Origin of the sequence: Corallococcus sp. CA047B, assembly GCF_003612065.1 — a bacterium.
GTDB lineage: Bacteria > Myxococcota > Myxococcia > Myxococcales > Myxococcaceae > Corallococcus > Corallococcus praedator.
Genome location: NZ_RAWD01000226.1, coordinates 1 through 16,333 on the forward strand (window position 1 = coordinate 1; position 16,333 = coordinate 16,333).

A 16,333-nucleotide genomic window follows, 5' to 3' on the forward strand; every position below is an offset into this window, starting at 1 on the left:
CCCTCACTCCCAAGCCTGTCCGAGCTGCGACGGGTCAACCTGCCCCGCCTTGCCTCGGAAGGCCCTGCCCAGCGCCTTACGCTTGAGCGCTGCCGTCAAACAACCGGCACCGCACAGGTACGCCCCCCGCCCTGGCAGCCTCCGCCGCCTGTCCGCCACCACGCCGCCCTGGGGACCTACCACGAACCGGGTGAGTTCCGCCTGTGCCTTGCGCGAACCGCACCCGACGCAGGTCCTGACCGGACCTGACGTCGTGATTTCAATCGGATGTGTCCCTGGCCGTTTCGTTGCGCGGCGCATCTCCCCGTCCCCCTCCAGCTTACGGTGCCTTGGCCGCTTCCGCGCCCTCCGAGCCGCCGGCCGACGCCAGCAGGCTCCTCTCCGCGTTCAGTTCCGCGCGGAGCTTGGCCTCCTCCACAAGGTAGTTCTCCGCCGCGCTCTTCAACTGGCGGGCCTTCTTGATGCCCACCCCTGGCACGTCGCCCAGGCGGGTGAGGTCCTTCTCGTTCGCGATGTCCTCCACCGTGCGGTAACCGGCGAGGATGAGCTGCTCGATGGTCTTCTCGCCGACGCCGCGCACACGCGCCATGCGCTCCGGCTGGGACAGCTCGTCCGGGTGACGGCGGGCCTCGGCCAGCCGGGCCTGCTCGCGCTCGTGGTCCATGCGCGACAGCTCCTGCTGGTCCTCCACCATGCGCTTGCGCGCCTCCTCCTGCATGGAGGGGATGCGGGCGGGGTCGATGCCGGGGATCTGCGCCAGCATCTCCGCGTTCGCGTCCGCCACGTCCCGCGCCTGGCGGAAGCCGTGCGCGTAGAGCGTCTCCACCAGCATCTCGTTGACGCCCGGCAGCGCGCCCAGCGAGCGGCTCGCGAACTCGCGCATCTCACGCACGCGGCTCTCGCTGTTGATGTCCAGCTTCCAGCCGGTCAGCTGGGCGGCCAGGCGCACGTTCTGCCCGCGCCGACCGATGGCGAGCGAGAGCTGGTCGTCCGGGACGATGAGCTCCATGGCGTGGTTGGCCTCGTCGATGATGACGCGGCTGACCTCCGCCGGGGCCAGGGCCGAGCACACGAAGCGGGCCGGGTCCTCGTCGTAGGGGACGATGTCGATCTTCTCCCCGCGAAGCTCCTGCACCACCGCCTGCACGCGGCTGCCCTTCATGCCGACGCACGCGCCCACCGGGTCCACGTCCGAGTCGCGGCTGGACACGGCGATCTTCGCGCGGCCACCGGGCTCACGGGCCGCCGCCTCGATGACGACGATGCCTTCGGCGATCTCCGGCACCTCCATCTCGAAGAGCTTGGTGAGCAGGTTGACGGACGCGCGCGACAGGACGATCTGCGGGCCCTTGGACTCGCGCAGTACGTCCAGCACGTAGGCCTGGACGCGGTCGCCCGGGCGGTAGGTCTCACGCGGGACCTGCTCGCGCACGGGCAGCACGGCTTCCGCGCGGCCCAGGTCCACCACGATGTTGCCGCGCTCGAACCGGCGGGCGATGCCCGTCACGATCTCGTTCTTGCGGTCGCGGTACTCGTTGAAGACGTTCTCGCGCTCGGCGTCCCGCGTGCGCTGGAGGATGACCTGCTTGGCCGTCTGGGCCGCGATGCGGCCGAAGCCGCGGCGGAAGGTCTTCAGCCGGAGGATGTCCCCGTACTGGTCGTCCTGGGCCTTGGCCTCCGCGGCGTCCTCGTCACGGTAGAAGATCTGGAAGACGAGCTCATCGTCCGCTTCGACCTCCATGCCCTTCTTGTGGGCCTCTTCCATGGCGATCTGGTTGACCGCCTGGATGGGGTCGACGATCTGCTCGACGACGGTGATGGCCTGGAACAGCTCCACCACGCCCTTGTCCGGGTCGTACTTGGCTTCGAGGTTGCGCTCCTGGCCAAAGTGCTTCTTGGCCGCGGTCTTCATCGCGTCCTCGAGGGTCGCGATGAGCACAGCCCGCTCGATGCCCTTGTCCTTGGCGACCTGGTCCAGAACGAGGTTGAGGTTGACGGCCGGGTTGGCTGGGGTTGCCATGACGTTCTCCTAAAATGGGTCCACGGGCGGCCCTGGCGCGATCAGGGTCCCCTGTATGTCGACAACTAGAACTCGAACTCCAGATTGGCCTTGGCGATGTCCTTGAAGGGGATGCGGAAGTTGCCGCCCCCTTCCACGTCCACGGAAATGGCGTCGGCCGCCACGTCGGTGAGCGTTCCGGCGAAGTTCTTTCGCGGAGGATCGCCCAACGGACCGAAGGTCTTCACCTTGACCTTCTGCCCCTTCACCCGCTCGAAGTGCGCCGGCTTCTTCAACGGCCGGTCCACCCCGGGACTGGAAACCTCCAGGTTGTATTCCTGGGGGATGAAGTCCTCCACGTCGAGCACCAGTTCCACGGCGCGCGAAACCTGGGAGCACTCTTCCAGACCTACCCGGCCGCCTGGCTTGTCGATGAACAGCCGCAACACCCAGCCCTCACGCTCGCGGACGTACTCCAGGTCCACCAGCTCCAGGCCTTCGTTCGCCACGATGGGGTCGAGCAGCGTCGCCGCCTTCTCTTCCACCGTCTGTTTGATGTTCTTCGACTCCATACCGGGATGCAGGTCTCCAAAAACGCGAAAAGCGGGCACGGCGGCCCACTTTTCGATGTCGTGCGTCGAAAAATGTCGGGGCGTCCGTAACACACGCCCCCTCGGGGTGTAAAGGAAGGACACACCCCGAGGCGCCTGATCAACGCGGCCCTGGATTGAAGGATTCCCAGGGGTTCGCGAGCCCCCTGGCGGCGTTATAACCGCCGCCATGCACCTCATCGCCGCAGCCCAGATGGTGTCCACCGCGGACAAGGCCCACAACCTGGACGTGGCTGCCCGCCTCGTGCGCCAGGCCGCTGGACTGGGAGCCCGCCTGGTGGGCCTGCCCGAGAACTTCTCCTGGATGGGCCCGGAGCCCGAGCGTCCCGGCGCCGCCGAGGCCCTGGACGGCCCCACCCTGAGCCGGATGGCGGACTTGGCCCGGGAGACGAAGGTCACCCTGCTCTCCGGCTCCATCCTGGAGGACGGCGCGCCCGGCGGCCGGCTCTACAACACCAGCGTCCTGTTCGGCCCGGACGGCGCGAGGCTGGCCGTGTACCGGAAGATGCACCTGTTCGATGTGGATGTGGGAGATGGTGCTACCTATCAGGAGTCCGCGGCGGTGGCGCCGGGGACGGAGGTGGTGGCGGCGGACACGGAGGTGGGACGGCTGGGGCTGAGCGTCTGCTACGACCTGCGGTTCCCGGAGCTGTACCGTCGGCTGTCGAGGGACGGGGCGACCCTGCTGGCGGTGCCGGCGGCCTTCACGCTGATGACCGGCAAGGACCACTGGGAGGTGCTGCTGCGCGCCCGGGCGATCGAGAACCAGGCGTACGTGCTGGCGCCGGCCCAGGGCGGCCGGCACTCCGCGCAGCGGCAGACGTACGGGCACGCGATGGTGGTGGACCCGTGGGGGCTCGTCACGGCGCGGGCCTCCGAGGGCGAGGGACTGGCGGTAGCGCCGGTGGACCCGGAGCTTCAAGCGCGCATCCGGCGCAATCTTCCATGCCTGTCGCACCGGCGCCTGGACTAGGCGGAACGGTCTGGGGCGGCCCCTTTTCGGGGGCGCTTTGGGGTTAGACTCCGTCCCACGGTGGTGAACGGACGACGCTGGCCTCCCCTGTTGCTCGTGGTCGCGCTCGCGGCCCTCCCCCCCGGCTGCACGGCCGATGAGAAGCCGCGCGGGCCCGCGGAAGCGCCCCTTCCGCCCCCGGTGCCGCGCGCGCACCTGCGGGATTTGACGGGGGAGGTGCAGATCAAACGCGCGATCGCGGACGAATGGAGCGCCGCGCGCAGCGAGCTGCCGCTGTACGAGAACGACAAGGTGCGCACCGAGGCTGGGGCCAGTGCGCAGGTGGTGTTCGCCAACGGAAGCACGGTGCACCTGGGGGGCGATTCCCTGGTGGGAATCGCGGAGAGCAAGCTGCGCACGGATGTCACCGTCCTTCGCGGACGGGTGGATGCCACGCTGGAAAAGCCGGCCACGCAGTCCTTGTCCGTCACCACGCCATCCGCCACGGTTCGGGCTGGCAGGAAGATCGAGTTCCAATGAAGGCCGCCCTCTGGCTCAGCGCATGGATGGGGCTGTCCGTGGTGCCGTCGGCCCCGACGGTGGTGGGACATGAACCTCCGGAGGCCCCTGCCCGGCGCGGCAGCGGTGGTTCCGGGGCCACGCCGAAGGCTCCGAGCGCGGAGCCGCAGACGGCGCTCAAGGCGCTGGAGATGTCGCGCGCGGCGGTGAAGGCCGCGCCAAACGACGCGCGTCGCCGCGAGGCGGAAGACCGGCTGAAGGACGCCGAGGCGCACTTCCAGCAGGCGCGCTACGCGGACGCGCTGCACAAGGCGGACGAGGCCTGGGCGCTGCTCAACCCGCCCCAGCCGTCCCTCTTCACGGTGGAGGTGGGCCACGACGGCGGCACCACCACCGTCACCCACCGCCAGGGGCCGCCTGTCACGGTGGAGGCCCAGCACGCGACGCGCATCCTCGCGAAGGGGGAGTCCGTGCGGGTGCAGCAGGGCACCGTCCTGCCGGAGCCTCCTTCCGCGCCCCAACCGGTACAGCCCACGGACAAGTACCGCTTCACGCTGAAGCCGTCCGCGCAGGGACTGCTGGGGCCGGTGACGCTGTCGTGGGCGGCGGTGGAGGGCGCCACGCGGTACGAAGTGGAGGTCGTCCCGGAGACGGTGGAGGCGGGCCCGCTGCCCTCGCCCGTGCGCGAGGTGCTGGGCGCCCGGCAATGGGCGTTGCCGGCGCTGCCGGCGGGCCGTTATCGCTGGACGGTGACGGCGGTGAGCCCGGGACAGGGCCGGTCCGTCCCTTCCACGGCGCGGCGCTTCGAGCTGGCCGCGGACGCGCTTGAACTCAACATCAAGGTGAAGGACGGCTGGCAGAAGTAGCCAGCCGGTGAGGAGCGACCGCCGTGCGTCTTTTCAAAGCCACCCTCCTGCTGATGCTCGTGGTCAGCATCGTTCCCACGGTGATGGTGGGCTGGTTGTCGGTGTCCCATACGCGCGAGCTGCTCATCCGCGACGCGCAGGAGCTGGCGCAGGAGCGCGTGAAGCAGCTGCGGCTCAAGGCCGAGCGCTTCCTGGAGGACCCCACGGAGATGGTGGTGGGGCTGTCCAGCGTGCCGGGCGGCTTCTTCACCCTGCCGCGCGACACGCAGCGCTCGCACATCGCGGCGGTGCTCAACCAGCGCCAGGAGGTGCTGGCGCTCACCGTGTTCGGCGCGGACAAGCAGCGGCAGCCGGGCCTGCAGGCCTTCGCGGTGCACGACATGGCCCCCAGCGCGGTGGCCGAACACGAGGAGCGCGCCCGGGCCCTGCTCGACGCGGGGCTGACGGGGGTGCGCTATTCGGACGTGGTGGCGTCCCCGGGCGGTGGCGGGCCGGTGGTGACGCTGGCCTTTCCCGTGGGCGACCCGGTGCAGGGCTACATGGCGGCGGACCTGACGCTCGCGGGCCTGCGGCAGATGCTGGCGCAGGAGCGCGTGGGCAGCACGGGGTTCGCGTACCTGGCGGACCGGCACGGGCGGCTCATCACCGGCGGCGGTGACCTGGGCGCGGTGGGCGAGGACGTGTCGAAGCGGACGCCCCTGGCGCACCTGATCAAGCAGCGCGAGGGGTCCCCCGACACGGAGCTGTTCCATGTGGGAAACTTCGGCGAGGGACGCGACGCGGTGGTGGCGGCGTACTCCGTGTTGCCGGAGGCGGGCTGGGCCATCGTGTCCGAGCAGCCGGTGGAACATGCCTACCGGCAGGTGGAGACGATGGAGCGGCGCATCCTGGCGGGCCTGGGCGGCGCCATCCTGGTCGCGCTCGTGCTGGCGGCCATCTTCTCCCGCAACCTGACGCAGCCCCTGAAGACCTTCATGGCGACGTCGATGGAGCTGGCGCGCGGCAAGTTCGGCGTGGAGGTGAACCTGCGCCAGAAGAACGAGCTGGGGGAGCTTGCCCAGACGTTCAACTACATGAGCAAGCAGCTGCTCGCGTACGACATGGAGACGCGCGGCCTCTACGAGAGCCTGGAGAAGGGCTACCTGGAGACCATCGTCGCGCTGGCCAACTCCATCGACTCCAAGGACGCGTACACGCGCGGCCACAGTCAGCGGGTGGGCGACGTGGCGGTGGAGATTGGCAAGGAGCTGAAGCTCACCGAGCGCGAGCTGCGGCAGCTGCAGTACGGCGGCATCCTCCACGACATCGGGAAGATTGGCATCGTGGAGAGCATCCTCACCAAGCAGTCCCGGCTGACGGATCAGGAGATGGCCACGATGCGGGAGCACCCCGCCATCGGCGACGCCATCATCGGGCCGGTGACGTTCCTGGGGCCGGTGCGCGCGTGCGTGCGCCACCACCACGAGCGCTGGGACGGCACGGGCTACCCGGACAAGCTCAAGGGCGAGTCCATCCCGCTCTTGGCGCGCATCGTGGCGTGCGCGGACACCTTCGATGCCTGCACCTCCACGCGCCCCTACCAGAAGGCCATGCCGCTGGAGAAGGCGATGGAGATCCTGGACAACCTGAGCGGCGCGCAGCTGGACCCGAAGGTGGTGCTGGCCCTGCGCGCGGTGCTCGCCCAGCGGGGCGTGCGGGTGGAAGGCCACCGGCAGCCGGTCAAGCTGGCGTCCTGAGCGCGTGCCTTCCCAGCCCGTCCCGCCCGGAGCGCGGCGGGCCCCCCACCCCGCCGGAAGGATGGTAGGGAGGGGGCTTCCTGCCCAAGACTCTGGAAGGTGGACCGGTGAGCAACTTCTGGGACCGCATCAAGCCCGCGGCCAAGCCCATCAGCGCGACGGACGCCAAGCTGTCTGCCGACGGCGAGGCACTGACGCTCACGTGGGACGACGGGGTGACGACGACCGCCACGGCGCAGGTGCTGCGCCAGCAGTGCCCGTGCGCCGCGTGCGTGGACGAGTGGACGGCGAAGCGCACCCTGGACCCCGCGCAGGTGCCCGCGAACCTGCGCGTGTTGCAAATGCAACCGGTGGGCAACTACGCGCTGGCGTTCGTCTTCAGCGACCAGCACAACACGGGCATCTATCCGTGGAAGCACCTGCGCGACATCACCCAGTCACAGGGCTGAAGGCTGACGCCCCCCGGAGCACTTCGTGACGTCGCGCTATCGGCTGCTGCAACCGCTGGCCACGGGTGGCATGGCGGAGCTGTTCCTGGGGGTGGCGAAGGGCGCGGAGGGCTTCGAGCGCACCGTGGCCATCAAGCGCGTGCTGCCGCACCTGGCGCGCGAGCCGGGCATCGCGAGCATGTTCGTCGCGGAGGCGCGGCTGTCCATGCTGTTGCAGCACCAGAACATCGTCACCGTGCATGACGTGGGCGAAGGCTCCGAAGGGCTCTTCCTGGTGATGGAGCTGGTGGATGGGTGGGACCTGGGCGCCATCCTCCGGGCGGTGAACCGGCAGGGGCTGCGCATCCCGCCGCATCTGGCTGTGTTCATCGCGAGCCAGGCGCAGGCGGGGCTCCAGCATGCGTACCGGCGCCAGCAAGACGGACAGGCGGTGATGACCGCGCACCGGGACGTGTCCCCGTCCAACCTGCTGGTGTCCCGTGAAGGCGAGGTGAAGGTCACCGACTTCGGCATCGCGCGGCTGGAGGGCATCTCGCGCACGGAGCCCGGGGCCTTCAAGGGCAAGGTGCCCTACGCCGCGCCGGAGGTCCTGAAGGGCGAGCCCGCCACGGCGCTGAGCGACCAGTTCTCGCTGGGCATCATCCTGTCGGAGCTGCTCGCGGGGCAGCACCCGTTCGGTCCAGCGGCGGAGCCGGTGGCGGTGGCGTACTCCATCCTCAACCGGGCGCCCGCGTCGCTGCCGGACGTGCCGGCGTCGCTGGCCACGCTGGTGCTGCGCATGTTGACGCGCGACCCGGCGGCCCGGTTCCCGGAGCCGGAGGATGTGTCCGAGGCGCTCGCGCGGTGGTTGGCGCAGACGGGGGAGCCCGCGTCGTCGCATGCCCTGGCCACGTTCCTGCGCGGGGTGCGGCTGCCTGCTTCCGTGGGAGAGCTGGCCCGGGCCGCAGCCCAGGAAGGCGCGCAGGCACCGTCCGTGTCGTTCGTGGCGTCCGCGGAGCCTCGTCAGGGCGCGCAGACGCCATCCGCTTCGTTCGTGGATTCCGTCGGGCACCGCGACGGCCCGCATCCGAACGCCGGCACGGGGACGGCGGCTTTCGGCTCGGGCGCCGCGCCGTGGAAGGCAGCGGGCCCGGCGCCCGTGCCCGTGGGCGGAGAAGAAGAAGAGGAGCCCTGGAGCCCGAGCCCCGGCGGCGTGGCGCTGTCCGCAACGGGTGAGGTGGTCCACGCTGGTGCGCCGCTCGGGGCTTCGGCCTCCACCGGACGGCCTTCCCAGGGTGTGCCTCCGACTGGACCTTTGCGCGGCGGAGTCATCGCGTCGGGCACTGCTCGCTCCACTGGAGCTGCTTCCGGCTCGCATGCGGACAGCGCGGCGCCGGCACTGGCCACGCATTCGCTCGCCGACGTCCAGGATGCCGGGCTCAGCAACCGCCCCAGCATCCAGCAAGCGGGCTCGGGCGACCTGGAGCTGGAGGAGCGCGCTCCCCGTCCGGAAGGCACGTCGTGGGAGCTGGAACCTCCCGCTTCACCCCTTCCGCGCAGGCGTGGACGCTGGGGACTCGCGGTGGCGTTGTTCGCCGTCGCCACGGTGCTCGCCGGGGGCGTGGTGTTCCTGTGGCCGCGCTACGAGGCCCAGGTGCTGCACACGCTGGGCGGGGGCCAGACGCCTTCGCTCACCATCCGCAGCGAACCCTCCGGGGCGCGGGTGACGGTGGACGGCGTGGACGTGGGCGTGACGCCCGTGGTGATGGACAACGTCTACCCGTCCCGCTCCATCCCCGTGCAGCTCAAGCTCCGGGGACACCGCACGTGGACGGGCTCGTTCATGGGCGGCGCGAAGGCGGACGTGGACGCCCAGCTCAAACGCTGACGTCCACCGCTTCCGCCTTCCGGGTCCGCCCTACTTCACCAGCCGCAGGTGACCGCCGCGACGCGGGGGCTGGGGCTCCTCGGGCGGGCCCCCCTCGGGCGAGGGCACGGCCGCGACTTCCGGACGCGTCTCCGGCTCGTCGGAGTGGTCGCTCTGCACTTCACGCAGGAAGGCACGAGGCCGCTCCGCCGCGACGGGCATGGGCACCGGCGCGGGCTGCGGCGGACGCGCGACGGAGGCGGACGCCACGGGGGGCTGTTGGAGCAGCTCCGGCGGCATCTCCTCCGGGTACATCCAGAACTCCTTCGTCACGTGGCTGGCGATGGCGAACAGCGCCGACCAGGGCACCGCCACCGTGAAGCGCGAACCGGAGAAGCTCAGCGTGGAGCGCACGCCCCACTCGCCCACCGTGAGGTCAGGTGGCTCGAAACGGTAGGAGAGGTTGAGGCGCAGGTGCGCTTCGCCTCGGAGGCTGGCGGGGACGAGCACGCCGGGGCGGCGCGCGTCCAGGTGGATCATCACCATCCCCTGATCCAGCGCGGCCAGGAGCCGCTCCTTCTTGTCGGAAACCTTCTTGTCCATTCCAGCCTGTCCAGCGGGGAAATTCGGGCGCGCCCTTCAACGACGGCGCACTTCCCGGTCCATCTCCCGCTTCGTCTCCCGTTCCTTGATGTCGTGACGGCGATCTTCGTGCGTCTTGCCGCGGCACAGTGCCAGTTCCACCTTGGCCCGTCCCTTCCTGAAGTACAGCACGAGCGGGATGATGGAGTAACCGCGCTCGCGAACCTTCGCCGTCCAGCGGTCGATCTCCGCCCGGTGCATCAGCAGCTTCCGGCCCCGGGTCGGGAGGTGGTCGAACACGCTCGCCGCCTTGTAGGAGCCGATGTGCGCATTGAGCAGGAACAGCTCCGTGCCCTTCTGCAGCGCATAGGCGTCCGACAGGTTGGCGATTCCATCCCGCAAAGACTTCACCTCGCTCCCGGTGAGCTCCAGTCCCGCTTCGATCGTGTCATCCACCGTGTAGTCGAAGCGCGCACGCCGGTTCTCGGCAATGACCTTCACCCCCGGCTCCGCACCCACACCCTTCGACTTTCCGGCCATAACGTGTCCCGAGTCTCCTAACCGTCCAGGGGCATGTTGTCGATGAGCCGTGTGGCGCCAGAGAAGGCCGCCACCAGCACGCGCGCCGTCTGGCCCGGCGCCACCGTCCCGAGGGGCGAGAGCGTCTCCGCGTCCCGCACCTCCACATAGTCCTCACGCAGGTCCGCCGCCTTCAGCTCGCGCCGCACGGCGTCCGCCAGCGCGCCCGTGTCCCGCGTGCCCGAGGCCAGCAGGGCCTGGGCCGCCCGCAGACCCTTCGACAGGGCGAGCGCCCGCTGCCGCTCGTCGGCGGACAGGTAGGCATTGCGGCTGCTCATGGCCAGCCCGTCCGCTTCACGCACCGTGGGCATGCCCACGATGTCCGCCCCCAGGTGCAGGTCGCGGTTGAGCGCCCGGATGACCTGGAGCTGCTGGTAGTCCTTCTCCCCGAACAGGGCCACCGCTGGACGGAACAGCGACAAGAGCTGCGTGACGATGGTGGCGACGCCCCGGAAGTGTCCGGGACGCCGCTCGCCGCACAGCCCCTGGCTGACGTCGGTGACGTCCACGTAGGTCTGGTAGCCGGGCGGGTACATCGCCGCGGGCTCGGGCGCGAACACGGCCTCCACGCCCGCGCTCGCGCACCGTCCCAGGTCCCCCTCGAAGTCGCGCGGGTAGCGCGCGAGGTCCTCGCGGGGGCCGAACTGCGTGGGGTTCACGAAGATGGAAGCGGCCACCACGTCCGCGCGCCGGCCGCCCTCCCTCATGAGCGAGACGTGGCCCTCATGGAGAAAGCCCATGGTGGGCACGAGCGCCAGACGGCGGCCCTCCTGCTGGAGGGTGGCCACCCAGGCCTTCACTTCCGGCACGGTGCGCAGGACGCGAGGGGCCATGGCTAGACCGGGGCCCCGTAGATGGCGCCGACCTTCTCCGCGCCCTCGGCGGGCGCATCCACCACTCCGGGGCCCACGGGCGTCGCGGCCACGAGGCGGACGTTCTTGTTCGCCTTGAAGCTGTGGTCCTCGTCGGGGAACGTGCCCGCGCGCACCTCCGAGAAGTACGTGCCCGCCGCCTCCGTGATGTTGCCGTGCAGGTTGGCGAAGCGCTTGACGAACTTCGGCTTGAAGTCCGGGTTCATGCCCAACAGGTCGTAGCAGACCAGCACCTGTCCATCGCAGTGCTTGCCCGCGCCGATGCCGATGGTCGGAATCTTCAGGCTCTGGGTGATGGTGCGCGCCAGCTCCAGCGGCACGCCCTCCAGCACCAGCGCGTACGCCCCGGCCTCTTCCAGCGCGAGCGCGTCATCCAGCATGCGGCGCGCGGCATCTTCGTCGCGGCCCTGCACCACGTAGCCGCCCATCTTGTGCACCGACTGCGGCGTCAGCCCCAGGTGGCCCATGACGGGGATGCTGGCGCGCACGATGGCACGCACGGTGTCGGCGAACTCCGCGCCGCCCTCCAGCTTCACGCTGCCCACGTTGCCTTCGGCCACGAGCCGCCCGGCGTTGCGCACCGCTTCGTGCGGCGACACCTGGTAGCTCATGAACGGCAGGTCGCCCACGACGTGCGCCCGCTTCGCGCCCCGGCTCACCGCCGCCGAGTGGTAGACCATCTGGTCCATCGTCACCGGGAGCGTGGAGTCCTGCCCCTGGATGACCATGCCCAACGAGTCACCGACCAGGAGGACGTCCGCCCCACCCTCGTCGAGGATGCGCGCGAACGTCGCGTCGTAGGCGGTGACCATGCAGATCTTCTGACCGGACTGCTTCAGGCGCTTCAGCGTGTGGATGGTGACCTTGTCCTTCACGGTTCACCTCCTGTGGAGACGGGTGGGACAGCCTCGTGGAACGTCAGGCCCCTCGCCGTCCCCAGGGGGATCGCCGGAGGCCAGGGTTCCACGAAGGTGCACTCTAACGCCCCCCGAGGCTCCGTGGGGGGATCACCGCGATATGAACAGCCGGCCAGGCGGGCGGCGTCAGGGCCGCCGGGACGCCTTCGGCACGTAGTGCTGCACGCCGGGCTTCGCGGACTGGATGGCGTGCATCAGCTCCTCGCGGTCGGCTTCGTTGTGCACGAAGTCGATCTCCGAGGTGTTCACGATGAGCAGCGGCGTCTCCGTGTAGTGGGAGAAGAAGTCGTTGTAGGCGTGCGTGAGCGACTCCAGGTAGCCCGCGTCGAACTTGCGCTCGAACTCACGACCGCGCTTCTTGATGCGGTGCAGGAGCACGTCCAGCTGCGCCTGGAGGTAGATGACCAGGTCGGGCCGGGTGACGCGGGGGCCCAGCGCCTCGAAGACGCGGTCGTAGAGGGCCAGCTCGTCCGACGCCAGCGTGAGGTTGGCGAAGATGCGATCCTTGGCGAACAGGTAGTCGCTGACCGTGACGGAGCGGAACAGGTCCTGCTGGAAGAGCTCCTGCTGCTGGCGGAAGCGCGACAGCAGGAAGAACACCTGCGTCTGGAACGCGAACTTCTGCCGGTCCGCGTAGAAGCTGGAGAGGAAGGGGTTCTCCTCCACCACTTCCAGGATGCGGCGGCTGCCCAGGCGCTCCGTGAGGAGGTTGGCGAGGCTCGTCTTGCCCACGCCGATGGGCCCTTCGACGACGATGTAGCGGTGGTCCATCGGCCCGAGGCCTCCGCCCCCGGTGACAACGCATGCGACGCATGCGCGCGGGGGGCGGATAACACAACCATGCCCCCGTGCATCCGGCAATTTTCGCCGGCCCACCCCGGCCTTGCACTGCCCCCGGGCCATCCCCTACGGTGCCCGCCAACACGCACGCACCACGGGAGTGTTTGGCCAGATGCGCGGCAGGCAGCGGGTGAAGACGGCGGTGGTGGAACTGGAGCCGCGCGAGGAAGCCGCGCCCGCTTCGCGCCCGGCCACGGCCCCGCCCGCACCTCCGGTGGACGTGGATCCACTCTACGGCGTGGCCCTCTTGAAGACGGCCTTCGAACTGAAGCGCCGCCCGGACGGATCCGTGGACGAGGTGCTGAGCACGGTGCTCGCGCGCCTGCGCATCGATGAGGGCGAGTTCCGCGCCTTCCTCGCCCAGCAGGGCGGGCTCCTGGCCGCGCTGGGCCAGAAGCACTGAATCCCTAGTCCGCGTCCGGCCCGGAGTCCGTGTCGGATTCGGGTGCGTCCGGAGGCGGAGGCGCCATCGCGGTGACGGGCCCCAATGCACGCTCGATGGCGGCGAACTCCGCGGGCGACAGCGTCTCCGCGCGGCGGCCCGGATCCACGCCCGCCGTCTGGAGCGCGGCGAGCATCACCTCCGGCGTCGCGAGCCCCTTGTCGGACTTGAGCGAGTTGATCAGCGTCTTGCGGCGCTGCGCGAAGCCGGCCTTCACCAGCCGCGTGAAGCGCGCCTCGTCCACCAGCGGCGCGCGGGGCTTGGACAGCCGCGTGAGGCGCAGCACGGCGGAGTCCACCTTCGGAGGCGGGTGGAAGCGCCACGCCTCCAGCGTGAGCACCTGTTCGATGTCGAAGTGCAGGCCGAGCAGCACCGTGAGCAGGCCGTAGTCGCGGTTGCCGGGCTCGGCGGCCAGGCGCACCACCACCTCCTTCTGGAGGGTGAAGACGGCGCGCGACAGGTGGGCGCGCTGCGCGAGCACCTGGAAGAGGATGGGGCTGGTGAGGTGGTACGGCAGGTTGCCCACCAGGGCGATTTCGGGCGCGCCGGCCACCTGGGCGAAGTCCACTGTGGCGGCGTTACCGGACACCACGCGCACCCCGGGGATGGCCTCCTTCTCCAGCACGGCCACCATGTCGCGGTCGCGCTCCACGGCCGTCACCTGCGCGCCCGTGGCGGCGAGGAAGCGCGTGAGGTGGCCCAGGCCCGGGCCCAGTTCCACCACGGGCTCACCGGGGCGCAATTCCAGCGCGTCCGCGATGGACTGGAGCGCATCCGCGTCTCCGAGGAAGTTCTGGCCCCAGCTGTGCTTGGCGCGCAGGCCGTGGCGCTTGAGGATTTCGCGCGGCGATTCCACTTGGGGGGTTCCCTTCCCTACTCCATGCGCCAGGCGGGGTCGGCCGCGAGGCGGAAGTCACCGCGCAGACCGCGGCGCCACGCTTCATACCCCGCGACGGCGATCATCGCCCCATTGTCCGTGCACAGACGCACCGGGGGCAGGAACATGCGCAGCCCCCGCTCCTCCGCGCGCTGCTTGCACAGGGCCCGGAGCCTTGAGTTGGCCGCCACGCCACCGCACAGCACCAGCTGCGTGTGGCCCAGCCTCCGCGCCGCAGCGACGAGCTTCTTCGACAGCACGTCCGCCACCGCCTCCTGGAACGACGCGCACAGGTCGTGGAGCGCCTGGCCTTCCGGCACGCCGTGCTTCTGCACGTGGTGCAGCACCGCCGTCTTCAGGCCGGAGAAGGACACGTCGAAGTTGTCGCCCGGCAGCGCGCGCGGGAAGCGGATGGCCTCCGGGTTGCCCTTCTGCGCCAGCTCGTCGATGGGCTGCCCGCCCGGGTACGGCAGGCCGAGGATGCGCGCGGTCTTGTCGTAGGCCTCGCCCGCGGCATCGTCGCGCGTGCGGCCGATGAGCCGGTAGTTCCCGTAGTCGCGCACCTCGTAGAGGCTCGTGTGTCCGCCGGAGACGACCAGCCCGAGGAACGGCGGTGACGGCGCGTCCTCCAGCAGGCGGATGGCGAGCAGGTGGCCCTCCAGGTGGTTGGCGCCGACGAAGGGCTTGCCGGTGGCGAGGCTCAGGCCCTTGGCCACCTGGAGGCCCACGAGCAGCGCGCCGATGAGGCCGGGGCCGGACGTGACGGCCAAGAGGTCGATGTCATCGAGCGTCTTGCCCGCGCGGGTGAGGGCCTCGTGGAGCACGGGCATCACCTGGACGATGTGGTTGCGGCTGGCCAGCTCCGGCACCACGCCGCCCCAGCGCCGGTGGATGTCCACCTGCGTGGAGACGACGTCCGACAGCACCCGCCGGCCGTCCTCCACGACGGCGGCGGCGGTTTCATCGCACGAGGTTTCGAGTCCGAGGACGAGCACGACGACTCCAACAAGGACGGGAAGGCGGAACGCCGGTCGCCTAGGTGCCCATCCCCTTGAGCAGTACGCGCACCTCTTCCGCCGAGCTTCCCGTCGGTTCCAGGTACAGATACTTCTTATAGGCCTCGGCCGCTCGGGGTTCCTGTCCGGAGAGTTGCAGCGAGCTGCCCAGCCAGAACCAGGCCTTCGCGTTCTTGGGCTCCTCCCGGACCACGTCCTGGAGCAGCTTGGCCGCCTCGCGGAAGCCCGCTTCGCTCGCGTTGCTGTTGTTGGCGAGCGAGATGCCCAGGCCCGCCTTGGCCTCCGTCGAGTTCGCGTCGAGCGCGAGCGCCTTGCGGTAGGCCCCCACCGCCGACTTCCAGCGCTTGCTGCCCATCGCCGTGCGGCCTTCCTTGATGAGGTCGGCGTAGGTGGCGACCTTCGCCGGCGCGGCGTCGGGCGGGGCCGTCGGAGCAACGGCGAGGCCCGCGTCAGGGACCGCCGCGGGCTCGGGCGTGGCCGTCTTCTCGGGAGCGCCCGCATCGGGGACGGCCGCGACCACCGTCTGCGGAGGAGCCGTGCCCGCATCGACCGGGGCCTCCACGGTCTTCACGGGCGGCGGCGCGACGACGTCGGGAGGCTTCGGGGTTTCCGGCGGCTTGCGCGCCTCCACGGGCTGCGTGGGCTGCTCCACCTTCGGCGGCGGCACCGGGGTGGTTTCCGAGCCCGAACCCCGGGAGATGACCACCGCGGCCACGGCCGCCAGGAGGACCAGGCCTCCCGCGACGTAGAGCCCCGTGCGCTTGGGCTTCAGCGCGGCCTGCAGCGCAGCGTCGTCCTCGTCGGGCGCTGGCTTCTTCGAAGTCGGAGTCACCGTCGCCGCGACCGGGGCCGGCGACGTCACCACGGGAGCGACGGGGGCGGCCGTGACGGGAGCGGGTTCCGTGAAGGACGCCTCCGACACCGGCAGTTCTTCCTCCACGACGGAGGGCTCCACCGGCGCGCTGGCGGAGGCGGGCGACTCGAAGGGCGTGGTCGCGGGGAACTCGACGTTGAGGCTCGCCGGGCCCACCTGGGGCGGGACGATGCCGTGCCCGGGATACGGCGGCAGCGCGAGCTGCGGCGGCGGGGCCGTCTCCGAGCCCTCGTCCATCGGATCCATGTCCTGGGGGGCCAGGTCCCCGTGCGAGGACTCATGGCCGCTGACCAGCGTGACCTCGGAGGACGGCGGGGCCGGCGTCGGCGGCGGCACGGGGGCCAGGGGGCTGGGCG

At 70.5% G+C, this 16,333-nt stretch carries 18 protein-coding genes; 7 read left to right on the forward strand and 11 right to left on the reverse strand.

The window, feature by feature from the left end; genetic code table 11:
- Positions 1 to 3 precede the first annotated feature (3 nt).
- From D7X74_RS28590 to rimP, 3 genes are all read right to left on the reverse strand, one after another.
- A complete protein-coding gene (locus D7X74_RS28590) occupies positions 4 to 300 on the reverse strand; it encodes a YlxR family RNase P modulator (RefSeq protein WP_120536172.1) in 297 nt (98 codons plus the stop codon).
- Positions 301 to 319: 19 nt separating this feature from the next.
- The gene (nusA, locus tag D7X74_RS28595; protein WP_120536173.1) at positions 320 to 2,020 is read right to left on the reverse strand and encodes a transcription termination factor NusA; all 1,701 of its coding nucleotides are present in this window, start codon (positions 2,018 to 2,020) and stop codon (positions 320 to 322) included.
- A 65-nt stretch (positions 2,021 to 2,085) separates the two neighbouring features.
- The gene (gene rimP, locus D7X74_RS28600) at positions 2,086 to 2,571 is read right to left on the reverse strand and encodes a ribosome maturation factor RimP (protein ID WP_120536174.1); all 486 of its coding nucleotides are present in this window, start codon (positions 2,569 to 2,571) and stop codon (positions 2,086 to 2,088) included.
- Between the two features lie 208 nt (positions 2,572 to 2,779).
- Here rimP and D7X74_RS28605 point away from each other — a divergent pair, with 208 nt between their 5' ends.
- The 6 genes from D7X74_RS28605 (at position 2,780) to D7X74_RS28630 (ending at position 8,999) form a co-directional block, all read left to right on the forward strand.
- Positions 2,780 to 3,583 (forward strand): carbon-nitrogen hydrolase family protein, encoded by an 804-nt coding sequence (locus D7X74_RS28605; protein ID WP_120536175.1) that lies wholly within the window; start codon positions 2,780 to 2,782, stop codon positions 3,581 to 3,583.
- Positions 3,584 to 3,646: 63 nt separating this feature from the next.
- Positions 3,647 to 4,102, forward strand: a complete 456-nt coding sequence (locus D7X74_RS28610; protein WP_120536188.1) for a FecR family protein — start codon at positions 3,647 to 3,649, stop codon at positions 4,100 to 4,102.
- Entirely contained in the window at positions 4,099 to 4,947 is an 849-nt protein-coding gene (locus D7X74_RS28615; RefSeq protein WP_120536176.1) for a peptidoglycan-binding protein LysM, read from the forward strand. The genes D7X74_RS28610 and D7X74_RS28615 overlap by 4 nt, the downstream gene beginning before the upstream one ends.
- Positions 4,948 to 4,970: 23 nt before the next feature.
- On the forward strand, positions 4,971 to 6,683 hold the full coding sequence (locus D7X74_RS28620) for an HD domain-containing phosphohydrolase (protein WP_120536177.1): 1,713 nt from the start codon (positions 4,971 to 4,973) through the stop codon (positions 6,681 to 6,683).
- Positions 6,684 to 6,790: 107 nt separating this feature from the next.
- Positions 6,791 to 7,132: a DUF971 domain-containing protein gene (locus D7X74_RS28625; protein ID WP_120536178.1), complete on the forward strand. Its 342-nt coding sequence runs from the start codon at positions 6,791 to 6,793 to the stop codon at positions 7,130 to 7,132.
- 25 nt (positions 7,133 to 7,157) lie between these two features.
- On the forward strand, positions 7,158 to 8,999 hold the full coding sequence (locus D7X74_RS28630; RefSeq protein ID WP_120536179.1) for a serine/threonine-protein kinase: 1,842 nt from the start codon (positions 7,158 to 7,160) through the stop codon (positions 8,997 to 8,999).
- Between the two features lie 30 nt (positions 9,000 to 9,029).
- Here the strand turns inward: D7X74_RS28630 and D7X74_RS28635 are convergent, their stop codons facing one another.
- The 5 genes from D7X74_RS28635 to D7X74_RS28655 form a co-directional block, all read right to left on the reverse strand.
- Positions 9,030 to 9,581, reverse strand: a complete 552-nt coding sequence (locus D7X74_RS28635; RefSeq protein ID WP_120536180.1) for a ClpXP protease specificity-enhancing factor SspB — start codon at positions 9,579 to 9,581, stop codon at positions 9,030 to 9,032.
- A gap of 36 nt (positions 9,582 to 9,617) precedes the next feature.
- Positions 9,618 to 10,100: an SsrA-binding protein SmpB gene (gene smpB / locus D7X74_RS28640; RefSeq protein WP_120536181.1), complete on the reverse strand. Its 483-nt coding sequence runs from the start codon at positions 10,098 to 10,100 to the stop codon at positions 9,618 to 9,620.
- A gap of 17 nt (positions 10,101 to 10,117) precedes the next feature.
- Entirely contained in the window at positions 10,118 to 10,972 is an 855-nt protein-coding gene (panC, locus tag D7X74_RS28645) for a pantoate--beta-alanine ligase (RefSeq protein ID WP_120536182.1), read from the reverse strand.
- Between the two features lie 2 nt (positions 10,973 to 10,974).
- Entirely contained in the window at positions 10,975 to 11,886 is a 912-nt protein-coding gene (panB, locus tag D7X74_RS28650; RefSeq protein WP_120536183.1) for a 3-methyl-2-oxobutanoate hydroxymethyltransferase, read from the reverse strand.
- 168 nt (positions 11,887 to 12,054) lie between these two features.
- Positions 12,055 to 12,699, reverse strand: a complete 645-nt coding sequence (locus D7X74_RS28655) for a deoxynucleoside kinase (RefSeq protein ID WP_120536184.1) — start codon at positions 12,697 to 12,699, stop codon at positions 12,055 to 12,057.
- Between the two features lie 181 nt (positions 12,700 to 12,880).
- Between D7X74_RS28655 and D7X74_RS28660 the strand changes: the two genes are divergently transcribed.
- A complete protein-coding gene (locus D7X74_RS28660; RefSeq protein ID WP_120536185.1) occupies positions 12,881 to 13,171 on the forward strand; it encodes a hypothetical protein in 291 nt (96 codons plus the stop codon).
- A gap of 4 nt (positions 13,172 to 13,175) precedes the next feature.
- On the opposite strand, the gene rsmA is transcribed toward D7X74_RS28660, so the two are convergent.
- The 3 genes from rsmA to D7X74_RS28675 all read right to left on the reverse strand — a co-directional run.
- Positions 13,176 to 14,066, reverse strand: coding sequence for a 16S rRNA (adenine(1518)-N(6)/adenine(1519)-N(6))-dimethyltransferase RsmA (gene rsmA / locus D7X74_RS28665; RefSeq protein WP_120536186.1), 891 nt, complete (start codon positions 14,064 to 14,066; stop codon positions 13,176 to 13,178).
- Positions 14,067 to 14,083: 17 nt separating this feature from the next.
- Positions 14,084 to 15,082 carry a tRNA (adenosine(37)-N6)-threonylcarbamoyltransferase complex transferase subunit TsaD gene (tsaD, locus tag D7X74_RS28670; protein ID WP_120536187.1) on the reverse strand — a complete coding sequence of 333 codons (999 nt, stop codon included), beginning with the start codon at positions 15,080 to 15,082 and terminating at the stop codon, positions 14,084 to 14,086.
- A gap of 40 nt (positions 15,083 to 15,122) precedes the next feature.
- Positions 15,123 to 16,333 (reverse strand): tetratricopeptide repeat protein (locus D7X74_RS28675; protein WP_147446705.1); only part of this gene is annotated, 1,211 nt, incomplete at its 5' end.